This is a genomic window from Gordonia sp. NPDC003422, from assembly GCF_053588675.1.
In genome coordinates this window covers 64295-84878 of sequence record NZ_JBSFQL010000016.1, presented here as the reverse complement: position 1 = coordinate 84878, position 20584 = coordinate 64295, and the positions used below count along the sequence as shown (strand labels likewise).

The following is a 20584-nucleotide window of genomic DNA, read 5'->3' as shown; positions in this document are numbered from 1 at the left end:
GAGGTTCAGACCGCGAGCGGCGATCCCTGCTCGCGGTCGTACCCGCGAGGCGCGCCCGACTCGCGTCCGGCGGTCTCCCGCCGTGCCGGCTGGTCGTCGACACTGCGTGGGTACTCGACGTAGTCGTGCATCCCGGCGCCGGTCCGGAGCTGGTGCCGACCGCGGTTGACCGAGCGCAGGGTGCCGGTCAGGATCTCCTCGAACTGGGCCAGCTTCTCGTCGACGTAGACGTCGCAGTCACCACGCAAACGGTCGATCTCGGCATGCGCCGCGTCGATGATGCGTTCGGCCTCCGACTTGGCGGCCGCGACCACCTCGGTCTCCGACACGAGGCGCTGCTGCTCCGCGATGCCGTCGGCGATCGACTTGTCATAGGTGTTGTTCGCCGAGTCGATCGTGCGCTGCGCCTCGGCGCGCGCCCGGCCGGTGACGGCCTCGAACTCGCGTGACGCACTCGTCGACATCCGACGCGCTTCCTCGGTGGCGTCCTCGACCAGCGACTTTCCATGAGCGCTGGCCTCGTCGACCATGCGGTCGGCTTGGGCCTTGGCGTCGGCGAGAATGCGGTCGGCCTCGGCGCGGGCGTGCGCCATCACCGCTTCGGACTCGGAGTCGGCCTTCGAGGTGACCGTCTCGGCGTGCTCACGGGCGTCGCCGATCAGCGTCTCCCGTTCGTCGAGGACGTCCTGCGCATCGTCGAGTTCACCCGGGATCGAGTCCTTGATGTCGTCGAGCAGTTCGAGTACGTCGCCGCGCGGGACGACGCAGCCCGCGGTCATCGGGACGCTTCGCGCTTCCTCGACAATTGCGACCAATTCGTCGAGAGCTTCAAAAACCCGGTACACAGCCACCCCAATCCGGCGCTTGCCATTGTTTCAGTCGGTGCTTCTGTGACTATTGTGCCGAATGTTGCAGTTGTGATTGGTGAAGCGGGAGGGGTGTGTCGTCTAGGGCGTGTCGCAATCCCACTGCGAGGGATTGGGGGACACGCCCTAAACCGCCTGTTGGCCCTCGATCCGGGCGGTCAGCGCGCGATGGATGCGCGGTGACAGGAACGGCTCGACGTCACCGCCGAGCTTGGCCACCTCTTTGACCAGCGAACTCGACACGTGGGCGAAGCGCGGATCGGTGAGGAGGAAGACGGTCTCGACGTCGGCCAGCTCGCGATTCATCTGGGCCATCGGCACCTCGTAGTCGAAGTCGACCGCCGACCGCAGGCCTTTGACGATGGTGTGGATCGACTCCTGACGCAGGTAGTCGACGAGTAGGCCGGTCCACCGATCGACCCGCACATTGGCCAGATCGGAGCAGTCGTCGCGGATCAGGTCGATGCGCTCGTCCACGCCGAAGAGCCCGTGTTTGTTCGGGTTGACCACCACCGTGATGACAACCTCGTCAAAGCACGCCGCGGCGCGCTCGACCACATACCGGTGGCCGCGGGTGAAGGGATCGAAGGAACCGGGGCACACTGCCGTGCGTCGTGACACATCCGTCATGAGGTCAAAGTACCGGCATCCCTATCGGTCGCCCGTGGAGGCGGGAGGAGTCGCCTGCTGGTTGAGTAGGCCGAGGCGCGTTCGGGCTCAGGTGCGCCGATCCGGATCGGCCATCTCGGCGCGCACACGGTCGACGATCGCCGCGGCCGAGCCGGTTCTCGCGCGTCGCCATCCGGTCCCGGCCCAGAGGTTCACGTCGTCGGCGACGCCCGCCGAGGCGGCGGCCGCGCGAATCGGTTTGGTCATGTAGTGGACCTGCGGATAGGCGGCCGGCGCGTCCGCGTTGTCTTCCGCGAACGACGTGGCCAGCGACCGTGCCGGCCGTCCCGAGAACGCCCGCGTGATCACGGTCTCGGGCTCGCCTGCTCGGTTGTGATCGGCGAGCGCAGTTCGATGCACAACGGAGGTGCCCGCCTCGTCGGCACGCAGAAACGCCGTACCCAGCTGGGCACCGATCGCGCCGGCGCCACGAACCGCCACGATGTCGGCGCCACTCATGAGGCCACCGGCAGCGATCACCGGAAGATACTGCGCTGCAGCCAGTTCCGCGACCAGGTCATGGCTCCCGAGCCCCGGCCCGCCCAACGGATCGCGTGGGTCGTCGGTCCAGATGCCTCGATGTCCGCCCGCCTCGATGCCCTGCGCGATCAACAGGTCGGCGCCCGAGGCGACCGCTGCATGTGCCTCGATCACACTCGTCACCGTGACGCCGACCGCCGCCCCAACCTCGCGGTGGATCCGCTCCACGAGATCGGGCCCCGGATCTCCAAACGTGACCGTGACCAGGGCGGGCCGATGGTCGGCCAGCACGGACACCTTGGCGGCGATGTCCTCGTCGAACCACCGGGGTTCACCGACCTCGACGCCATACCTGTCGGCATAACGGGCGAGTCGCCGCCGGTAGTTCGTCACGTCGGCCGCCAGCGGGTCGGACGCGTCCTCGAGCACGTCGCGACCGGGCAGGAACAGATTGACGCCGTATCGACCCTCCGTCGCCTCGTCGACCTCCTCGACGAGTGGAGCGAGCGCCGCAGCGGTCAGATAGCCCGCGGCCAGCATGCCCAGCCCGCCGGCCTCGGCGATTGCGCGCACCAGCGCAGGCGTGGTCGGGCCACCGGCCATCGGCGCGCACACGATCGGGACCTCGATGTCGAGCGCTCCGATGCGCATCGGTTCACCCGTCATGACGTGCGACCTCCACCCGGGTGTCCCCGTACTTCTTGTCGACGACGACCTCGAAGTCGTCTGGCCAGTCGAGGTCGACGGCGCGGGCCGATCGCTCGAGCACGACCAGGGCGCCCGCGGCGAGTCGGACCACCACGGCTTCCATATCGGCCCTCACGGTGCTGACGTCGACGTCGTAGGGCGGGTCGGCGAACACCAGGTCGAAGGCCCTGTCTGTCGGCCCGGCCAGGTAGGCACCGACCGAGCGGTTCACCACCGTGACGCTGTCCGCGACCCCGCAGGATCGTGCGTTGTCGGCGATGGTCGCGGCGGCCTTGCGGCCGGAATCGACCAGTGTCGCCGACGCCGCACCGCGCGAGATGGCCTCCAGCCCGAGCGCGCCCGAACCGGCGTAGAGGTCGAGGACGCGGGCTTCCGCCAGGTCACATCGGTGCTCGAGCATGTTGAAGACCGATTCGCGAACTCGATCCGAGGTCGGCCGGGTCCCCTCGTCGGGAACCTTCAGTCGTCGGCCTCGAAGACGCCCAGCGATGATCCTCGTCATTTCACCCATTCTGCATCGACCCACTTCTGCGCCCGCGCGGATGGCCTGAAGACGCCCCGATACCCGTCGCGCCGATCGGGGTGAACCACATCCACGTGACCCACTTCACATTCACCCGCTGAACAGGACGAAGCCGGGTCATCCGATGACCGATTTTTGCAGCTGCATGACTTCGACGACACGCATTGTTAACGTCGAACGGGTCATGAGCCCGTCCCAAACAAGAACGGCCCCAACAACTGCCCTCGCCGTCGACTTTCGTGCACCAACGGTCGACGACGGCACCCGACTCTGGGAAATCGCCTCGGACTCACAGGTTCTCGACGTCAACTCGAGTTATTCCTATGTCCTGTGGTGCCACGATTTCGCCGAGACCTCGATCGTCGCCGAAGTCGACGGTCGCACAGTCGGGTTCGTCACCGGCTACCGACGCCAGTCCGACCCCTCCACACTGATGGTGTGGCAGGTCGCGGTCGACGACGATTACCGCGGTCACGGCATCGCCGCAACGATGCTGCACCGCCTCTTCGACCGGACGTCGCGACGTGGAGTGGTCGCGCTGCACACCACGATCAGCCCCGACAATGCCGCATCGCAGCGACTGTTCGGATCGGTGGCGAGTGCGCGTGGACTTCGCTTCGAGCGGCGTGATCTGTTCGGCGCCAACGCCTTTCCGGATGCACACGAGCCCGAAGACCTCTACATGTTGGAACCGGAGATTCCCGAGCCCTGACCGGCCGATCCCCGTGGCAGATCTCGATCCGCGAGATCGGTTGCCTCGAAATACTTTTCACCGGCGCACCGGTTGTACCGCCATGCCCGGTTGTTCTTTCACCTATTCGACAAAGAAGGAAGCGTGACATGCAACTTCTCGAACAGACCGTTGACGACTCGGTGTTCACCCAGCACGAGTCCGAGGTCCGCAGTTATTGCCGCAACTGGCCCACCGTGTTCACCCGTGCCAGCGGGTCGTGGATCACCGACCAGGAAGGCCGCGAGTACCTCGACTTCTTCGCCGGCGCCGGTTCGCTGAACTACGGCCACAACCACCCGGAACTGAAGGCGGCGCTGCTCGACTACATCGCCGATGACGGGATCACCCATGGTCTCGACATGGCGACTGTCGCCAAGGGCAAGTTCATCGAGGCGTTCACCGACAAGATCCTGGCGCCGCGCGGATTGGACTACAAGATCCAGTTCCCCGGCCCCACCGGCACCAACGCCGTCGAGTCGGCACTCAAGTTGGCGCGCAAGGTAACCGGGCGCGAGTCGATCATCAGCTTCACCAACGCATTCCACGGGATGACCCTGGGATCGCTGTCGGTGACCGGTAATTCGATGAAGCGCGCAGGTGCGGGTGTGCCGCTGGTCCACGCCACCCCGATGCCGTTCGACAACTACTTCGGCGGCGTCGTCGAGGACTTTGCCTGGTTCGAGCGGGTGCTCGACGACTCGGGCAGCGGACTGAACCGTCCCGCAGCCGTGATCGTGGAGACCGTGCAGGGCGAGGGTGGCGTCAACGTCGCACGCATCGAGTGGCTGCAGGCGCTCGCCGACCTGTGCCGCCGCCGCGACATCCTGCTCATCGTCGACGACGTCCAGATGGGCTGCGGCCGTACCGGCGAGTTCTTCTCGTTCGAGGCCGCCGGGATCAAGCCCGACATCGTCACCCTGTCGAAGTCGATCAGCGGCTACGGTCTGCCGCTCGCGCTGACCCTGTTCCGCCCGGAGCTCGATGTGTGGACCCCGGGTGAACACAACGGCACCTTCCGCGGCAACAACCCCGCATTCGTCACCGCCACGAAGGCCATCGACCTCTTCTGGGGCGACGATGCCCTGTCGCGCGAGATCCACGCCAAGGGTGCCCGGATCGACGAGGTCTTCACCGGCCTGGCCAACACGTACGACGGCATCTCGACCCGCGGACGCGGCATGGTTCGCGGCCTCGTGTTCGACGAGGCGACCGCCGCCGGCAAGGTGTGCGCGTCGGCGTTCGGTTCCGGGTTGCTCGCCGAGACCTCCGGCCCGTCCGACGAGGTCGTGAAACTTCTTCCCCCGCTGACCATCTCGCGTGAGGACCTGGATCGCGGTCTGGGCATCCTCAGCGACGCCGTGAAGGAGGTGATCGGATGATCGTCCGAACCACAGCAGAGATCACCGGGACCGAGCGCGAGGTCGCCGATCCCAAGGGCAACTGGGTGTCCAAGCGCATCGTCCTCGGTGGCGATCACGTGGGATTCTCGTTCCACGAGACGACCATCAAGGCCGGTTCGGTCAACGAGTTCCACTACGCCAATCACATCGAGGCCGTGTGGCTCGTCGAAGGCGAGGGCACGCTCCTCGACCGCGAGACCGGCGAGACCTATCCCCTGGCCCCCGGATCGATGTATCTGCTGAACGGCCACGAGCGCCACACCGTCACCGCCGACACACAGATGCGGATGATGTGCGTGTTCAACCCGCCGGTCGTCGGCACCGAGGTGCACGACGAGAACGGCGTGTATCCGCTGGTCACCGTGCCCGCGCCGAGCGGTCGGCACGCCACGGAAAACGTCTGAGGGACGTAGCGATCTGACGCGCGTGCGCACCCTGCCTATCCTGGGCAGGGTGCGCACGCGTTTGCAGATCGGCTGGGAACCCGCCGCACCCACCCGTGCCGACGACGACCTCGACGCCCGTCTCGCCGAACTGCGACGCATCCTCGACGACAAGCGGTTCGTGGTCCTGACCGGTGCCGGCATCTCGACGGATTCCGGAATCCCCGACTACCGCAGCCCCGGAGCACCACGCCGCACTCCGATGACGCTGGAGATGTTCCTGTCGTCACCGGAGTTCCGACGCCACTATTGGGCGCGCAATCACCTCGGTTGGCGCCACATGGACGCCTCGGTACCGAATGCCGCCCACCTCGCGCTCACCGACCTCCAGCGGCAGGGCCGACTCACGACGGTCATCACCCAGAACGTCGACATGCTGCACACCAAGGCGGGCACCCGCGGTGTCCTCGAACTGCACGGGTGCTACGGCCGCGTGCGCTGCCTGTCATGCGATTGGCGCACCTCCCGGCATCGGTTGGCGGCGCACCTCGAAGCTCTCAACGCCGAGTTCGCGGAACGAATCGGTGGACGCGGCGCCATCGAGGTCGCACCCGACGCCGACGCGGTGATCGCCGACACCGCCGATTTCCACATGGTCGACTGCCCCGCGTGTGGTGGCATACTGAAGCCCGACATCGTCTACTTCGGTGAGAGTGTTGCCAAAGACCTTGTCCAACAGGCATTCACGCTGGTCGACGAGGCCGATGCCCTCCTCGTGGTCGGGTCGTCGCTGACCGTGATGAGCGGACTGCGCTTCGCACGTCATGCCTTCCGGACCGGCAAACCCGTGCTCATCGTGAACCGCGGTGCCACGCGAGCCGACGACATCGCGACCTTGAAGATCGACCACCTTGCCGCAACGGTGCTGCCCGCGCTCGCCGGTGGACCCACTCCCGTGGGCTAACTCGAAGAGTCTGGCTCCCAGCTCTGACCAGCATTTTCACGCTCGGCCCCACCTGCTGGTTGAGAGGGCCGAGGCGCTGGCCGAGGTCGTATCGAAACCTCAGAAGCCGAGAATGTCAGCGACCACCGGGTTGCGGACAAGGACATCTCACCGGGTTTCGAAACGCCCCGCTCTGGGGCTCGGCTACTCAACCAGCAGGGGTACCCGCAGATCAGAGAGCCGGTCGCCAACTCTTCGGATCAGCGATCCACCCGCCGCCTGCGGCGGCGATCGTGGAGGCGGGAAGAGGGCCGTGGAGCGCGGCGCGGCGACGATGATCCACAAATAGTAGGGGAAGAAACTCGTCCCCTATCCCTGGAGTCTTCCCCGCGAGTCTTCTCGCGGACGACTCGACAAGCAGGGGCAGAAAGTAGGGGAAGAACCTTCCCCTACTTTCAGTGGTCCGGTGGTGAGCCGCGAAACCCGCGGTGCGCGATCTCTCAGGTCGACGCCGGACGCGGCCGGAACGAAGCCCAGACCGCGCCTCCCAGCCAGGTCGCCGTGGTACTCGGCTCGAACTCTGGCCACACCCTGTGTCGAATCAGGTCAACCGGATGCTGCAGCACACAGATCTTCCAACACGACACAGGGTGTCCCTCGCACCTCCCGATCAAACGACGACAGGGTCGCATTTCCCCAGTTCAGGAGGCCGAGAGCAGTACTCTTCGAGTCAGACCGCCACCAGGTCGTCGGCATGGATGACGGGCCGACGCAGTTCCGCGGGGAGGTCGGCGGTGGAGCGGCCGACCATCTTCGCGATGTCGTCGGCGTTGTAGGCGGAGACGCCCCGCGCGCGAACCGCTCCGGCGAGATCGACGAGTTCCACCACGTCGCCGTCGTAGAAGCGCCCGCGTACCCCGACGACCCCGGCCGCCAGCAAGGAGCGCCGCCGGCGCGACACCGCCGCGACCGCCCCGTCGTCGAGCACGATCTGCCCCCGCGCGTCCGCGGCGTGGCGCACCCAGAACCGGCGCGCCGACAGACGTTCCGGGCGAGCTGCGAAGACCGTCCCCACCGACGCATCCGAAAGTGCTTGTCCCGCTTCGGCGGCGGCCGCCAGAAGCACCGGCACACCCGCATCCGCGGACAACCGCGCGGCAGCGAGTTTGGAAGCCATTCCCCCGGTTCCCAGCGCACCGCCCGAACCCGCGATCACGCCATCGAGATCCTCAGGACCGGCCACCTCGGCGATGAAGCGTGCGCGTTCACCCGTCGGCGACACCTTGCGCGGATCCCCGTCGTAGAGACCGTCCACGTCGGAGAGCAGGAACAAGGCATCGGCACCCGCGAGATGGGCAACCAGAGCGGCAAGCCGATCGTTGTCGCCGAAGCGAATCTCGTTGGTGGCCACCGTGTCGTTCTCGTTGACGACGGCCACGGCACCCAGCGACCGCAGACGATCGAGGGTGCGCTGGGCGTTGGCGTGATGCGCCCGGTTGGAAATGTCGTCGGCGGTCAACAGTACCTGGCCGACCGTCCTCTTGTACCGCGCGAACGAGGTACCCCATGCGTGTGCGAGGGCAAGTTGTCCGACGCTTGCCGCGGCCTGCTTGGTCGCCAGATCCGTCGGACGCTTCTTCAGCCCCAACGGGGCGATCCCGGCACCGATGGCGCCCGACGACACGACGATCACATCCGAGCCGGCCCGCATTCGGGCCTCGAGGGCATCGGCAAGGCGGTCAAGCCGGTCGGTGTCGAGTCCGGTACCGAGGTCGGTCAGCGCCGACGATCCGATTTTCACCACGACGCTGCGCGCATGCGCGATGGACTCGCGAACCTCGCTCACGTCAGCTGGTCGCCGTCGTGGGTGTCAAGAGAGTGGTCGTCGGAATCCTCATGCAGTCCTCGACGCAGACGGCGCGCCTGTTTGCGTTCGGCTGCTCCCACACGATCGGAGCGATCGAGTCGAATGTCGGTGCCGCGTCCGGTGATCGGGACATCGTCACCCATCGGGGTGCTGGGCTCCCAGTCGAAGGTGACCGCGCCGATGGTGACCGGCGCGCCGGGCTGAGCGCCCAGGCGCATGAGTTCGTCCTCGACGCCGAGCCGATTGAGACGATCCGCGAGATAGCCGACCGCTTCGTCGTTGTCGAATTGGGTTTGGGCGATCCACCGCTCGGGGCGGGTGCCACGCACGACGAATCCGCCGGGGGTCTCCGGGTCCTCTGTGACCGTGAACCCGGTCTCGTCGACCGCCTTGGGGCGGATGATCGGACGCCGCGCCACCTTCTCGGGTTGCGACTCCCGGTACTCGCGTACCATCCGCGCGAGCGCGAAGGTCAGTTCACGCAGACCCTGATGGGTGACCGCGGAGATCCGGAACACCGGCCAACCTCGCTGCGCCAGCTCGGGTTCCACGAGATCCGCGAGATCGGCGGCATCCGGCACGTCGACCTTGTTCAGGATCACCACACGCGGACGGTCGGCGAGCTCGCCGAGTCCGTGGTCGGCATCGAGCGCGGGCTGGTAGGCGGCCAGTTCGGCCTCCAGTGCGTCGATGTCGGAGATCGGGTCACGTCCCGGTTCGAGGGTCGCGCAATCCACCACGTGCGCGAGCACCGCGCAGCGTTCCAGATGGCGCAGGAACTCCAGTCCGAGGCCGCGTCCGGTCGAGGCGCCCGGGATGAGTCCGGGGACGTCCGCGATCGTGAACACGTCGCCGGCGGTCTGGACCACGCCGAGATTGGGGACCAGAGTCGTGAACGGGTAGTCGGCGATCTTCGGCTTTGCCGCCGACAACACCGAGACCAGCGACGACTTGCCCGCCGAAGGGAATCCCACCAGTCCGACGTCGGCGACGGACTTGAGTTCGAGGACGAGGTCCCGGTGTTGGCCCTCTTCACCGAGCAGAGCGAATCCCGGCGCCTTGCGCGCCTTGGACGCCAGTGCCGCGTTACCGAGACCACCGCGGCCGCCCTTGGCCGCATCGAAGCTCGTGCCCACTCCGACGAGGTCGGCGAGAATCGAACCGTCGGCTCCCAAGACCACGGTTCCGTCCGGCACGTTCAGGATGAGGTCGTCACCCGTCGCGCCGTCGCGGTTGTCGCCGGCTCCGGGTTTCCCGTTGCCCGCCTTCGCATGTGGGCGGAAATGGAAGTCCAGCAGCGTGTGCACCTGCGGATCGACCACCAGCCGCACCGACCCACCGTTGCCACCGTTGCCGCCGTCGGGACCACCGAGTGGCTTGAACTTCTCACGGTGTACCGAGGCACAACCGTGGCCACCGTTACCGGCCGCCACATGAATCGTGACGCGGTCGACGAACCGAGACATCGGCGGTTCCTTTCTACTTCGGAGGCTTTACTTCACGGGCGAGTCGGCGCGGAGGGTGGACGGTGGAGAACAGCAAACAGGGCGGGCGGGTTCTCGTGACCCAGCCCGCCCTGTTTTCAGGCGTGTTCTCGCGGCGCCGTCAGGTCAGGCCTGGACAGCTTCCGGGACGATGTTGACCGTCTTGCGGCCACGCTTGGTGCCGAACTCGACCGCACCGGCCTCGAGCGCGAACAGGGTGTCGTCGCCACCGCGACCGACGTTCACACCGGGGTGGAACTTGGTGCCGCGCTGGCGAACCAGGATCTCGCCCGCGCTCACCTGCTGGCCGCCGAAGCGCTTCACACCGAGCCGCTGGGCGTTGGAATCACGACCGTTGCGCGAACTGGACGCGCCCTTCTTGTGTGCCATGTGTCAGTCCTCCTGGATGAAGTCGTTTACTTGATGCCGGTGACCTTGAGGACCGTCAGCTTCTGACGATGACCCTGGCGCTTGTGGTAGCCGGTCTTGTTCTTGAACTTGTGGATGCGGATCTTGGGGCCCTTGACGTGCTCGACAACCTCACCGGTGACCGAGATCTTGGCCAGCTTGTCGGCATCGGTGGTCAGGGTCGACCCGTCGACGACCAACGCGACCGGCAGGCTCACGGTGCTGCCCGGCTCGCCGTCGATCTTCTCGACCTTCACAATGTCGCCCTCGGCGACCTTGTACTGCTTACCGCCGGTCTTGACGATCGCGTACGTTGCCATCGAAGTTCTTCCTCTAACTTGTCTCGTCGGGCCCGCCGCGCTGGGTTGGCGCCGGGGCATGATGTTGGTCGTGCCATGTTGTCGTGCTCGGTGTCCGTGCCGGCGCTGGCCGCAGAACACCCAGCCATGGCCGGGGATTCAGGCGGTTCACACCAGAATGCCTGCCGTCGGGGCTGCCAACCGTTCGGGGCTTTCGACCTGGGTCGATACACCCGCACAGCGCAGAACCTCCGCGGAGGCGACCTTGCAAGATTACGGGAACGTTGCCGGTCGGGTCAAACTCGCTCGACCAGGTGTGATCGGACCCTCGGTCATTGTTCTGCGGGCGGCGGTCCGGCGGGGCGTCCCGCCGTACGACGCCGCGGCCGTCGGCGCACCGCGACCACCGATTCCGTCCCGGCACCCGACGCCGGACCAAAGGTCGTGAGCGGTGCGGCCGCGGCATCCTGCGCCGTGATGACCACCGGTTCGGGTGCCGTTGTCGGCGACGCGGCGCGGCGCACCACCCGGCGACGTCGCTTCGGTGTCACAGCAGCGTCGTCGGGATGATCAACCGCTGCGACGTCGGGCTCGCTCGAGGGCTCCTCGGCGTCGGCGTCACCGACAGATTCATCGACCACGGCGTCGGGTTCGGCCACAACGGTCGCCTCGGTCGTCGGAGGTGAATCGGGTGCTTGGGTCGAGTCGTCCTGCGGTGTCGAGGTATCCACCTCGTCGGCCGCGCTCGTCGCCGCGTCGCCGTCGGTCGCCGCCTCGACATGCGTCGTGTCGTCGTCCTCGTCGTGCGCGTGTGCAGCCATCGCCCGGAACATCGGGTGCTCGGCCGGTTTGTGCGCCGGCTTGGCCTCCGGCGCCGCCTCGGTCTTCCGTTTGCCGCGGCGCGAACGCTTCGACCCGGCACCGTCGGTGCGATTGGTGTCCTCGGTGCGGACCTCGACCGGGTTGGCGTGCACGATGATGCCGCGCCCACAGCAGGTGGTGCAGGTGGTGGAGAAGGCCTCGAGCAGGCCGGTGCCAAGTCGCTTTCTCGTCATCTGAACGAGTCCGAGCGAGGTCACCTCGGACACCTGGTGCCGCGTCCGGTCACGCGCGAGCGCCTCGGTGAGGCGTCGAAGCACCAGGTCACGGTTGGATTCGAGGACCATGTCGATGAAGTCGACGATGATCATCCCGCCGATGTCGCGCAGCCTCATCTGCCGCACGATCTCCTCGGCGGCTTCCAGGTTGTTGCGGGTGACCGTCTCCTCGAGATTGCCTCCAGAGCCGGTGAACTTGCCGGTGTTGACGTCGACGACGGTCATCGCCTCGGTGTGCTCGATGATCAGCGTGCCGCCCGAGGGCAGCCACACCTTGCGGTCGAGCGCCTTGGCCAGTTGTTCGTCGATGCGATGCACGACAAAGGAATCCGGCGCGTCGGCGTGGGCCTTGTCGAACTTCTCGACGCGCTCCATGAGGTCGGGCGCCACCGAACTGACGTAGCCGTCGACGAGGCTCCACGCCTTGTCGCCTTCCACCACGAGCTTCTTGAAGTCCTCGTTGAACAGGTCGCGGACCACACGGACCAACAGGTCCGGCTCCTCGTAGAGTGCCTTCGGGTTGGACGCCCCCGAGCCCTTCTTCGCCCCGGCGACCGACTCGTCGATCGCCTTCCACTGCGCTTCCAGTCGGGCGATGTCGGCACCGAGATCCTCGGCGCTGACGCCTTCGGACGCGGTGCGGATGATCACGCCGGCGTCGTCGGGCACCAACTTGGCCAGAATCTGCTTGAGCCGCTTGCGTTCCACGTCCGGCAGCTTGCGACTGATACCGGTCGACGAGCCGCCGGGCACGTAGACCAGGTAGCGGCCGGCCAGCGAGATCTGGGTGGTCAGGCGTGCACCCTTGTGCCCGACCGGGTCCTTGGAGACCTGGACGAGCACATTGTCGCCGGGCTTGAGGGCCTGCTCGATCTTGCGCGAGCCACCGTCGAGCCCCGCGGCATCCCAGTTGACCTCACCGGCGTACAGGACGCCGTTGCGGCCACGCCCGATGTCGACGAACGCGGCCTCCATGCCCGGCAGCACGTTCTGCACGCGGCCGAGGTAGATGTTGCCGACCATCGACGACGAGGTCTCCGTGGTGACGAAATGTTCCACCAGGACGCCGTCCTCGAGGACCGCGACCTGCGTGTAGTCCTCGACCGGAGTGGCGTGCCCATGCCCGCCGTCGTCGCCCCCGCCGAGCGCGATGCGGCTGTTAGCGCTGCGCTCACGGACAACCATCACCCGGTCGACCGCCTCGCGGCGGGCCAAGAACTCCGATTCGGTCAGGATGGGCGGACGACGACGACCGGCGTCGCGCCCGTCGCGTCGGCGCTGACGCTTCGCCTCGAGTCGGGTGGATCCGGAGATCCCCTGCACCTCGTCCCGGGCCCGCTTGCTGCGCGGCTCCCGCTCGTGAACGACGGTGTTCGGCGGATCATCGGGCGAGGAGGACTCGTCGGAGTCGGCGCCCCCCTTGCGACGGCGACGCCGCCGGCGACGCCGGGTCGACGAACCCTCGGCGCCGTTGTCGGCGTCGGAATCAGTCGAGTCGCCCTCGTCGGCCGATGCCGCGCCATCCTCATCGGAGGTGTCTGCATCGCCGTCGGAGCCTTCGCCCTGGGCGTCGGAGGTCTTCTTCTTGGACTTCTTGCCCTTCTTGCCGGACGGCTTGCCCGACTTCTTGGCGCCCGATCCGTCGCCACCGCCGGCATCATCCTGCGATCCGGACGATGATTCCGAGCCATCAGCAGGCCCGGCGGTGTCGTTGTCGGTGGCACCGCTCACCGCGCCGTCGGAACCAGCGTCGTCGGTAGCTGCGCCGTCGGAACCAGCGTCGTCGGAAGCTGCGTCGTCGCCGCGGGTGTCATCGCTGCCCTGTTCGCCGCGTCCGCGACCACGGCCCCGACGCCCGCGGCGCCTGCGGCGACGGCTCGAGTCACCCGAACCCTCGTCGGAAGACGAGTCGTCATCGCTGTCGGCGGAATCCGACTGCGCTTTGTCGCCGGTGTCTTTGTCACTTGCGTCGGACGCGGCCGAAGCCTGGTCGGGTGCGTCGCGCTTGGGCGCCGGACTCGCGCCACGCTCGGGTGCCTGCGGCTGGAGGAACAGCGGCCCGGCAGCGACTGCTGCGCTTTCGTCCGCGATCGGCCGGTCGTATTGGCTCGATGCCGCCGAGAACAGAGTCGGCTGTGCCGTGGCCGGTTCCTCGACCTGGGCCTCGACCTGGGTCGTGTCCACCTCGGCGGGCGCGCTCCCGGCTTCGGTGGCGACTGCCGGGGCGGCCGCTTGGGTATCGGTCACCGGCGTGGCGGCCTCGGCGTCGGGTGCCGGCGTGGCGGCCTCGACGGTTGCTGTTTCCGCCTCGGGCGCCTCTGGGCCGGCCACATCGACCCCGCCGGCCACATCGACGGCGGCAAGCGACGAGGCATCAACCTCGACGTGGTGGCGCACACGGTCGGCGACGGCCTGCGCAACGTCGGGTTCGACGCTGGATTGTGCGCTTCGGATCTGCGCTCCGAGCTCGGCCAGGTGCGCAAGCACCTGACGGCTCGTCACGCCCAAGGCTCGGGCGAGCGCGTGCACACGAAGTCTGCTGGAAAATTGTTCCGCCGATCCGGACGCTGCGTTCGCGTCAGCCGGCGACCCGTTGTCGGTCACTCAGTCTCCTCGAACCCCCGGGCGCGTCGGGCTGACGCGGCCACGCGAGGGTCTGCTCTGTGTCCCGGCCCGCGGGCCGGTGTTGTGTGGTCTGCGCGTCGTCGGTGATCCGGGTTGCCGGACCGTCCTCTGACGCTCTTGCATGGCGATGACGGCGCCGCGCTGTCGTTCAGGCCGCCGACCGGCGTGTGATTGTGCCGGTCCGCGCCGATACCGGGCGCGTCATCGGTGTTGCCGTGGACAAAGTGTGTCGCCGACAACTGTGCAAGTATCCCACACCCCGATCCGATAGCCGCAAACTATGACCCTTTTTGGCGTCCGCAGTGATTGTCGGCCTCGCGACAACCGGTGCCGTATGGGAGAAAGCGAGTGCTGCAGCACTCGCTTTCTCCCATTCGACTCGAGTGCTGGGCGGTCAGCTACCGAGCTCGGGGAACCAGAGCGCGATCTCCCGCTCTGCGGACTCCGGCGAGTCGGACCCGTGGACCAGGTTGTTCTGGGTGGACAACGCGAAGTCACCGCGGATCGTGCCGGGCACCGCCTTCTCCACCGGGTCGGTTCCACCCGCGATCTGGCGGAACGCGGCCACCGCACGCGGGCCTTCGAGCACGGCGGCGACCAGCGGACCGGACGTGATGAACTCCAGCAACGACGGATAGAACGGTTTGCCCTCGTGCTCGGCGTAGTGGCCACGGGCCACCTCGTCGCTGACGGTCTTCAGTTCGAGCGCGACCAGCGACAATCCTTTGCGTTCGATACGGCTGACGATGTCGCCGACGAGCGCGCGGGCGACGCCGTCGGGCTTGATGAGGACGAGAGTTCGTTCGGTCACGATCACACCTTAGTGGTGTTGGGGATCAGGAACAGTACTGACCCGCGACGGGGAAGAATCCGTAGTTGAACAGGCTGCCGTCGCGCGAACGCGGGTCGACGACCACCTGCACGCAGCCGCCGGGTGATGCGAGCGCTCCCGCGAGGGCGAGGTCGAATTGCTTGGCCAAGGCCAGGTTCGCGGGCCGGTACTGCGCCGGTACGGGCAGCGATGCGACGGCCGCGGCGATCTTCATCCCGGCAGCCCGCTTGGTCACCTCGTGCGTCGCGATGTAGCTGTACTCACCTTGACCCACCGGGACCGGGGCATCGGCGGTGGGGATCACGATCTCCGGTGTGCTCGGTGCCGCATGCGCCGAGCCGGTCAGCGCCGAACTCATCAGGGCCGAACTCATCAGGGCCGAACTCGCCAGCGCCAACGCACAAACCGCCCCGCCGAGCATGGCCGGGACGCGCAGGCGCAGACGTCGGGTGGAATGGAGATCAGAGTGGTTGAGCTGCACGTAGTTCCTCACGTCCGGACGACATCTGTTGAAACCGAGGAACGCCACCCCCGACCACTACGGTCCGCCCCCGGCTCGCGTCATTCTCACAGGTATCCCCTGCCCAAGGGAACCCATGCCGATAACGTTCCCGCAACAGCTGTTGCAGCGGGCGGATACCGGCGGTCGCGATCTCAAACCGATCAGTCGTCGATGGGTTCCTGACCTGGCAGCAGACCCAACTCGATCCGACGTTCGACGTCGAGTTTGACGTAGCGGATGTACACCCAGACGCACAGGAACAGCACCCCCACGACGGCGATCGACCAGTGGAAGATGCCACCTGCGATCACCGCGAACTGCAGACCGAGGTCGATGGTCAGAGCGTTGCGTCGTCCCTGCATCCCGGCTGCGAGAATCAGCGCGACCGTCACCACCGCGAGGTAGGCGCCGGAAAACCACGTCAGGCCGCCGGCGATGCGCGCGACGATCGGGAACGTCAGGATCATCACGATGACCTCGAGGATCAGCGTTCCGGCCATCACCCCGCGCAGCCCTTTCCACGGATCGTTGGCCGGCGGGGTGAACCGTGTCGGCGCGTCGGTCATCGCGGTTCCTTGGTCATCGTGGTTCCTTCCCGAACAGCGTCCGTGCCGAGCCGGCCGTCACCACCGACCCGGTGATGACGACACCCGCACCGGAGACGGGTTCGCCGTCGACCTCCTCGGCCAGCGCGATCGCTGCCTCCACCGCGTCCGGCAGGAACGGCTTCACCTCGACCCGCTCCTCGCCGAAGATCTCGACGGCGTAGTCGGACAGGGTCGCGGTGTCCAGCGCGCGCGGCGACCCGTTGTTGGTCAGCACCACCATGTCGAAAACGGGTTCCAGAGCCTCCAACAGACCGCGCGCATCCTTGTCGCCGAGCACCCCGACGACCCCGATCACCCGACGGAAGTCGAACTCCTCGACGAGCGCCTGCGCGAGAGCCATTGCGCCGTGCGGGTTGTGGGCGGCATCGACGAATACCGTCGGCGCGCTGCGCAACCGTTCCAACCGTCCGGGTACCGCCACCGACGCGAATCCCTCGCGCACGGCCTCGATGTCGAGTTGGCGCTGCGCACCCGCGCCGAAGAACGCCTCCACGGCTGCCAGCGCCAGTGCGGCATTGCCCGCCTGGTGTGCTCCGTGCAACGGCAGGAAGACCTCGTCGTAGACGCCGCCGAGCCCGCGTAACGTCAGCATCTGCCCACCGACCGCGGTGATCGATTCCAGGACGGTGAATTCGCTGCCGGCCCGGGCCACCACGGTGCCCGCCTCGACGGTCGCCCGCAGCAGGACGTCGGTGACCTCCGGCTCCTGCGGGGCGAGCACCGTGATCGGGTCCACCGGGACGAGCGCATCGGGATCGGCTGCCTTGATGATTCCGGCCTTCTCCCCCGCGATCGCAGTCAGCGTGTCCCCGAGGTAGTCGGCATGATCCATCGCGATCGGCGTGATCACCGCGACCGCTGCGTCGATCACGTTGGTGGCATCCCACCGGCCGCCCATGCCCGTCTCGACCACTGCGACGTCGACCGGCGCCTCGGCGAACACCGCGTATGCCATCGCGGTGAGGACCTCGAACTTGCTCATCCGGGGGCCGCCCGCAGCCGTGGACGAATCGTCGACCATCGTGATGTAGGGCTCGAGCTCACGATAGGTGTCGATATAGGTGCGAGCGGCAATCGGCTTGCCGTCCAGCGAGATTCGCTCGGTCACCCGTTGCAGGTGCGGGCTGGTGATCCGGCCGGTCCGACGATGCAGCGCAACGAGCAGCGCGTCGATCATCCGGGTCACCGATGTCTTGCCGTTGGTACCCGCGATGTGAATGGCCGGGTACCCGTGTTGCGGCGAGCCGAGCAGGTCCATCAGAGTGCTGATGCGCGTCAGCGACGGCTCGATCTTGGTCTCGGGCCACCGAGTGTCGAGGTCGGCCTCCACCTCGGCGAGTTCGGCCAGATCTTCCGCCGAATCCTCCGTCGGCACGTCCGCGACCACCTGATCCTCGGCGTTTGCCGCCTCGTCGTCGAGAAGCGCCGAAAGGCCCAGCGGATCACCGCCGATGGCCGGATCTTCTTCCGGCCAACCGTCGTTCATTCCGTCCGAATCACTCACGCGCCACCCATACTCGCCAGCTTGGCGCCGATGCGCTCCACTTCCTCGCCGGCCACGCGCTGCCGTTCGCGGATCTTGTCGACGACGTGGTCGGGCGCCTTCGACAGAAACTGGTCGTTGCCCAGTTTGGCTGTCGTGGAAGACAATTCCTTCTCCGCGGCGGCGAGGTCCTTGTTGAGGCGCTTGCGTTCGGCCGCCACGTCGACGGTTCCGGTGGTGTCGATCTCGACGGTCACCGTGGCACGACTCAGCCGCACCTCGAGCGTTGCGGTCGCCGCGAATCCCTCGGCCTCAGGATCGAGCCGGGCCAGCGATCGGACGTAGGGCAGCGTGGCGTCGAGTCCGGCGGTGTCGAGTGCGTCGAATCGTGCGGCGACACGCTGACCCGGTCGCAGTCCCTGGTCGCTGCGGAAGCGGCGGACCTCGGTGATGAGCTTCTGCAGGTCGTCGATCAATCCGGCCGCCTCGGCATCCGGCGTCGCGCCGGACGGTTCCGGCCACGACGCGATCACCAGCGACTCGCCACCGGTGAGGGCCTTCCACAGCACCTCGGTCACGAAGGGCATCACCGGCGACAGCGCCCGCAGCAGTGGATCGAGCACTGCGCCGAGAACCAAAGACGTGGTGCGAGAACGGCCTTCATCTTCCGAGAACTGCACCTTGGCCAGCTCGAGATACCAGTCGCACACCTCGTCCCAGGCGAAGTGATAGAGCGCCTCGCAGGCCTTGGAGAACTCGTAGGATTCGAACCCGGCATCTACCTCCGCCAGTACTTCGTCCAGGCGGCCCAGAATCCACCGATCGGCGACGGTCAGTTCGTCGGCCGCCGGGAGTTCACCCACCGCGGCACCGTTCATCAGGGCAAACTTGGTCGCGTTGAACAGCTTGGTAGCGAAGTTCCGGGACGACGACGCGTGGTCCTCGCCCACCGAGATGTCGCTGCCCGGGTTGGCTCCGCGGGCCAGGGTGAACCGCAGCGCATCCGCTCCGAAGCGCTCCACCCAGTCGAGCGGATCGATGCCGTTACCCTTCGACTTCGACATCTTCCGGCCATGCTCGTCACGAACCAGACCGTGCAGGAACAGATTTCGGAACGGAACCGCTGCTTGCGGGCCGAAGTCCCGACCGACGTAGGTGCCGAACATCATCATCCGGGCCACCCAGAAGAACAGGATGTCGTAGCCGGTGACCAAGACCGAGGTCGGATAGAACTTCGCCAGGTCGGCGGTTTCGTCGGGCCAGCCGAGCGTCGAGAACGGCCACAGCCCCGACGAGAACCAGGTGTCGAGGACGTCGGTCTCCTGCACGTAGCCCTCGGGTGCCTGCTCGTCGGGTCCCACACAGACGATGTCGCCCTCGGGTCCGTACCAGATCGGGATGCGGTGGCCCCACCACAACTGCCGCGAGATGCACCAGTCGTGCATGTTGTCGACCCAGGCGAACCAGCGCGGTTCCATAGAGGTCGGGTGGATCACGGTGTCACCGGCGCGCACGGCGTCACCCGCCGCCTTGGCGAGGGTATCCACCTTGACCCACCACTGCATCGAGAGACGCGGTTCGATGGGCTCACCGGTGCGTTCGGAATGCCCGACGCTGTGCAGATACGGTCGGACCTCCTTGACGATCCGTCCCTGCGCAGCAAGCGTCTCGCGGATCTTGACCCGCGCCTCGAACCGGTCCATACCGTCGAATTCGGTTGCGGTACCGGCGATTCGCGCGGACTCGTCCATGATCGTCGGCATCGGCAGGTCATGGCGCTGCCCGATCGCGAAGTCGTTGGGATCGTGCGCGGGGGTGATCTTGACTGCGCCGCTGCCGAATTCGGGATCCACGTAGTCGTCGGCGATGACCGGAATGCGGCGGTCGACGAAGGGGTGCTCGAGTTCGGTGCCGATCAGATGCGCGTACCGCTCGTCGTCGGGGTGCACGGCGATCGCCGTGTCACCGAGCATCGTCTCCAACCGCGTGGTCGCGACCACGATGTGCGGCTGCGCATCGTCGAGTGAGCCGTAACGGAAGCTGACGAGTTCGCCCTCGACGTCGGCGTAGGACACCTCGATGTCGCTGACCGCAGTCTTGAGTACCGGTGACCAGTTGACCAGGCGCTCGGCCTGATAGATCAGCCCGTCGTCGTACATCTTCTTGAAGACCGTGTGAACCGCCCGGGAAAGGCCGTCGTCCATCGTGAAGCGCTCACGACTCCAGTCGACGCCGTCACCGAGACGACGCATCTGCTCGCCGATGTTGCCGCCGATCTCGGCCTTCTCTGCCCACACCCGCTCGATGAAGGCTTCCCGGCCCAGATCGTCGCGAGTCTTGCCCTCCTGCGCCAACTTGCGTTCGACCATGGTCTGCATGGCGATCGCCGCATGGTCCATGCCCGGCAGCCACAGCACTTCGTAGCCCTGCATCCGGCGGCGGCGCGACAGCGCATCCATCAGGACATGCTCGTAGGCATGCCCCATGTGCAGCGAACCGTTGACATTGGGCGGTGGGATGACGATGGAGAAGGGCGGCTTGTCGGTGTCCGCGTCGGCGGTGAAATAGCCGGCATCCAGCCACTCCTGGTACAGCCGGGACTCGTGCTCGGCGGGATCCCAGGACTTCGGCAGTTCGGACGTCGGGTCGGGTGCGCTCACGCAGGCCATTCTAT

At 66.9% G+C, this 20584-nt stretch carries 18 protein-coding genes; 4 read left to right on the top strand and 14 right to left on the bottom strand.

Annotation, left to right across the window (positions count from 1 at the left end; all coding sequences use genetic code 11):
- Positions 1 to 5: 5 nt before the first annotated feature.
- The 4 genes from ACWDTF_RS14955 to rsmD all read right to left on the bottom strand — a co-directional run bounded on the left by ACWDTF_RS14955 (position 6) and on the right by rsmD (position 3225).
- Positions 6 to 845, bottom strand: coding sequence for an ATP synthase F0 subunit B (locus ACWDTF_RS14955; RefSeq protein WP_240860053.1), 840 nt, complete (start codon positions 843 to 845; stop codon positions 6 to 8).
- Positions 846 to 992: 147 nt separating this feature from the next.
- The gene (gene coaD, locus ACWDTF_RS14950; RefSeq protein WP_240859933.1) at positions 993 to 1496 is read right to left on the bottom strand and encodes a pantetheine-phosphate adenylyltransferase; all 504 of its coding nucleotides are present in this window, start codon (positions 1494 to 1496) and stop codon (positions 993 to 995) included.
- A gap of 87 nt (positions 1497 to 1583) precedes the next feature.
- Positions 1584 to 2681, bottom strand: a complete 1098-nt coding sequence (locus ACWDTF_RS14945; protein WP_355277236.1) for a nitronate monooxygenase — start codon at positions 2679 to 2681, stop codon at positions 1584 to 1586.
- Positions 2671 to 3225, bottom strand: a complete 555-nt coding sequence (gene rsmD / locus ACWDTF_RS14940; protein ID WP_355277233.1) for a 16S rRNA (guanine(966)-N(2))-methyltransferase RsmD — start codon at positions 3223 to 3225, stop codon at positions 2671 to 2673. The genes ACWDTF_RS14945 and rsmD overlap by 11 nt, the downstream gene beginning before the upstream one ends.
- 205 nt (positions 3226 to 3430) lie before the next feature.
- Here rsmD and ectA point away from each other — a divergent pair, with 205 nt between their 5' ends.
- The 4 genes from ectA (at position 3431) to ACWDTF_RS14920 (ending at position 6726) form a co-directional block, all read left to right on the top strand.
- Complete coding sequence (gene ectA, locus ACWDTF_RS14935) at positions 3431 to 3958, top strand: diaminobutyrate acetyltransferase (RefSeq protein WP_240859940.1); 528 nt, start codon at positions 3431 to 3433, stop codon at positions 3956 to 3958.
- Between the two features lie 128 nt (positions 3959 to 4086).
- On the top strand, positions 4087 to 5358 hold the full coding sequence (ectB, locus tag ACWDTF_RS14930; RefSeq protein ID WP_240859942.1) for a diaminobutyrate--2-oxoglutarate transaminase: 1272 nt from the start codon (positions 4087 to 4089) through the stop codon (positions 5356 to 5358).
- Positions 5355 to 5783 (top strand): ectoine synthase, encoded by a 429-nt coding sequence (locus ACWDTF_RS14925; protein ID WP_240859944.1) that lies wholly within the window; start codon positions 5355 to 5357, stop codon positions 5781 to 5783. Before ectB ends, ACWDTF_RS14925 begins: the two co-directional genes overlap by 4 nt.
- A gap of 49 nt (positions 5784 to 5832) precedes the next feature.
- Positions 5833 to 6726 carry a Sir2 family NAD-dependent protein deacetylase gene (locus ACWDTF_RS14920; protein ID WP_240859946.1) on the top strand — a complete coding sequence of 298 codons (894 nt, stop codon included), beginning with the start codon at positions 5833 to 5835 and terminating at the stop codon, positions 6724 to 6726.
- 709 nt (positions 6727 to 7435) lie between these two features.
- Here the strand turns inward: ACWDTF_RS14920 and proB are convergent.
- The 10 genes from proB to ACWDTF_RS14870 all read right to left on the bottom strand — a co-directional run bounded on the left by proB (position 7436) and on the right by ACWDTF_RS14870 (position 20579).
- Positions 7436 to 8551, bottom strand: coding sequence for a glutamate 5-kinase (proB, locus tag ACWDTF_RS14915; protein ID WP_240859948.1), 1116 nt, complete (start codon positions 8549 to 8551; stop codon positions 7436 to 7438).
- A complete protein-coding gene (gene obgE, locus ACWDTF_RS14910; protein WP_240859951.1) occupies positions 8548 to 10038 on the bottom strand; it encodes a GTPase ObgE in 1491 nt (496 codons plus the stop codon). Before obgE ends, proB begins: the two co-directional genes overlap by 4 nt.
- Positions 10039 to 10182: 144 nt before the next feature.
- Entirely contained in the window at positions 10183 to 10446 is a 264-nt protein-coding gene (gene rpmA / locus ACWDTF_RS14905) for a 50S ribosomal protein L27 (RefSeq protein ID WP_240859953.1), read from the bottom strand.
- A gap of 26 nt (positions 10447 to 10472) precedes the next feature.
- Positions 10473 to 10784, bottom strand: coding sequence for a 50S ribosomal protein L21 (gene rplU / locus ACWDTF_RS14900; protein ID WP_012833869.1), 312 nt, complete (start codon positions 10782 to 10784; stop codon positions 10473 to 10475).
- A 311-nt stretch (positions 10785 to 11095) separates the two neighbouring features.
- Positions 11096 to 14464, bottom strand: a complete 3369-nt coding sequence (locus ACWDTF_RS14895) for a translation initiation factor IF-2 N-terminal domain-containing protein (RefSeq protein WP_449754597.1) — start codon at positions 14462 to 14464, stop codon at positions 11096 to 11098.
- 415 nt (positions 14465 to 14879) lie between these two features.
- On the bottom strand, positions 14880 to 15296 hold the full coding sequence (gene ndk, locus ACWDTF_RS14890; RefSeq protein ID WP_240859958.1) for a nucleoside-diphosphate kinase: 417 nt from the start codon (positions 15294 to 15296) through the stop codon (positions 14880 to 14882).
- A gap of 25 nt (positions 15297 to 15321) precedes the next feature.
- Positions 15322 to 15798 (bottom strand): hypothetical protein, encoded by a 477-nt coding sequence (locus tag ACWDTF_RS14885; protein ID WP_433259067.1) that lies wholly within the window; start codon positions 15796 to 15798, stop codon positions 15322 to 15324.
- A gap of 182 nt (positions 15799 to 15980) precedes the next feature.
- Complete coding sequence (locus tag ACWDTF_RS14880) at positions 15981 to 16385, bottom strand: DUF4233 domain-containing protein (RefSeq protein ID WP_449754596.1); 405 nt, start codon at positions 16383 to 16385, stop codon at positions 15981 to 15983.
- A 13-nt stretch (positions 16386 to 16398) separates the two neighbouring features.
- Positions 16399 to 17913 (bottom strand): bifunctional tetrahydrofolate synthase/dihydrofolate synthase, encoded by a 1515-nt coding sequence (folC, locus tag ACWDTF_RS14875; protein ID WP_449754603.1) that lies wholly within the window; start codon positions 17911 to 17913, stop codon positions 16399 to 16401.
- Positions 17914 to 17927: 14 nt separating this feature from the next.
- Positions 17928 to 20579, bottom strand: coding sequence for a valine--tRNA ligase (locus ACWDTF_RS14870; RefSeq protein ID WP_433259065.1), 2652 nt, complete (start codon positions 20577 to 20579; stop codon positions 17928 to 17930).
- Positions 20580 to 20584 lie beyond the last annotated feature (5 nt).

What these genes read in the sequence shown, in the direction of transcription:
- coaD (WP_240859933.1), bottom strand. Translation starts at nt 1,496, where the DNA reads ATGACGGATGTGTCACGACGCACGGCAGTGTGCCCCGGTTCCTTCGAT.
- ACWDTF_RS14945 (WP_355277236.1), bottom strand. Translation starts at nt 2,681, where the DNA reads ATGACGGGTGAACCGATGCGCATCGGAGCGCTCGACATCGAGGTCCCG.
- rsmD (WP_355277233.1), bottom strand. Translation starts at nt 3,225, where the DNA reads ATGACGAGGATCATCGCTGGGCGTCTTCGAGGCCGACGACTGAAGGTT.
- ectA (WP_240859940.1), top strand. Translation starts at nt 3,431, where the DNA reads ATGAGCCCGTCCCAAACAAGAACGGCCCCAACAACTGCCCTCGCCGTC.
- ectB (WP_240859942.1), top strand. Translation starts at nt 4,087, where the DNA reads ATGCAACTTCTCGAACAGACCGTTGACGACTCGGTGTTCACCCAGCAC.
- ACWDTF_RS14925 (WP_240859944.1), top strand. Translation starts at nt 5,355, where the DNA reads ATGATCGTCCGAACCACAGCAGAGATCACCGGGACCGAGCGCGAGGTC.
- obgE (WP_240859951.1), bottom strand. Translation starts at nt 10,038, where the DNA reads ATGTCTCGGTTCGTCGACCGCGTCACGATTCATGTGGCGGCCGGTAAC.
- rpmA (WP_240859953.1), bottom strand. Translation starts at nt 10,446, where the DNA reads ATGGCACACAAGAAGGGCGCGTCCAGTTCGCGCAACGGTCGTGATTCC.
- rplU (WP_012833869.1), bottom strand. Translation starts at nt 10,784, where the DNA reads ATGGCAACGTACGCGATCGTCAAGACCGGCGGTAAGCAGTACAAGGTC.
- ACWDTF_RS14880 (WP_449754596.1), bottom strand. Translation starts at nt 16,385, where the DNA reads ATGACCGACGCGCCGACACGGTTCACCCCGCCGGCCAACGATCCGTGG.
- folC (WP_449754603.1), bottom strand. Translation starts at nt 17,913, where the DNA reads ATGAACGACGGTTGGCCGGAAGAAGATCCGGCCATCGGCGGTGATCCG.
- ACWDTF_RS14870 (WP_433259065.1), bottom strand. Translation starts at nt 20,579, where the DNA reads ATGGCCTGCGTGAGCGCACCCGACCCGACGTCCGAACTGCCGAAGTCC.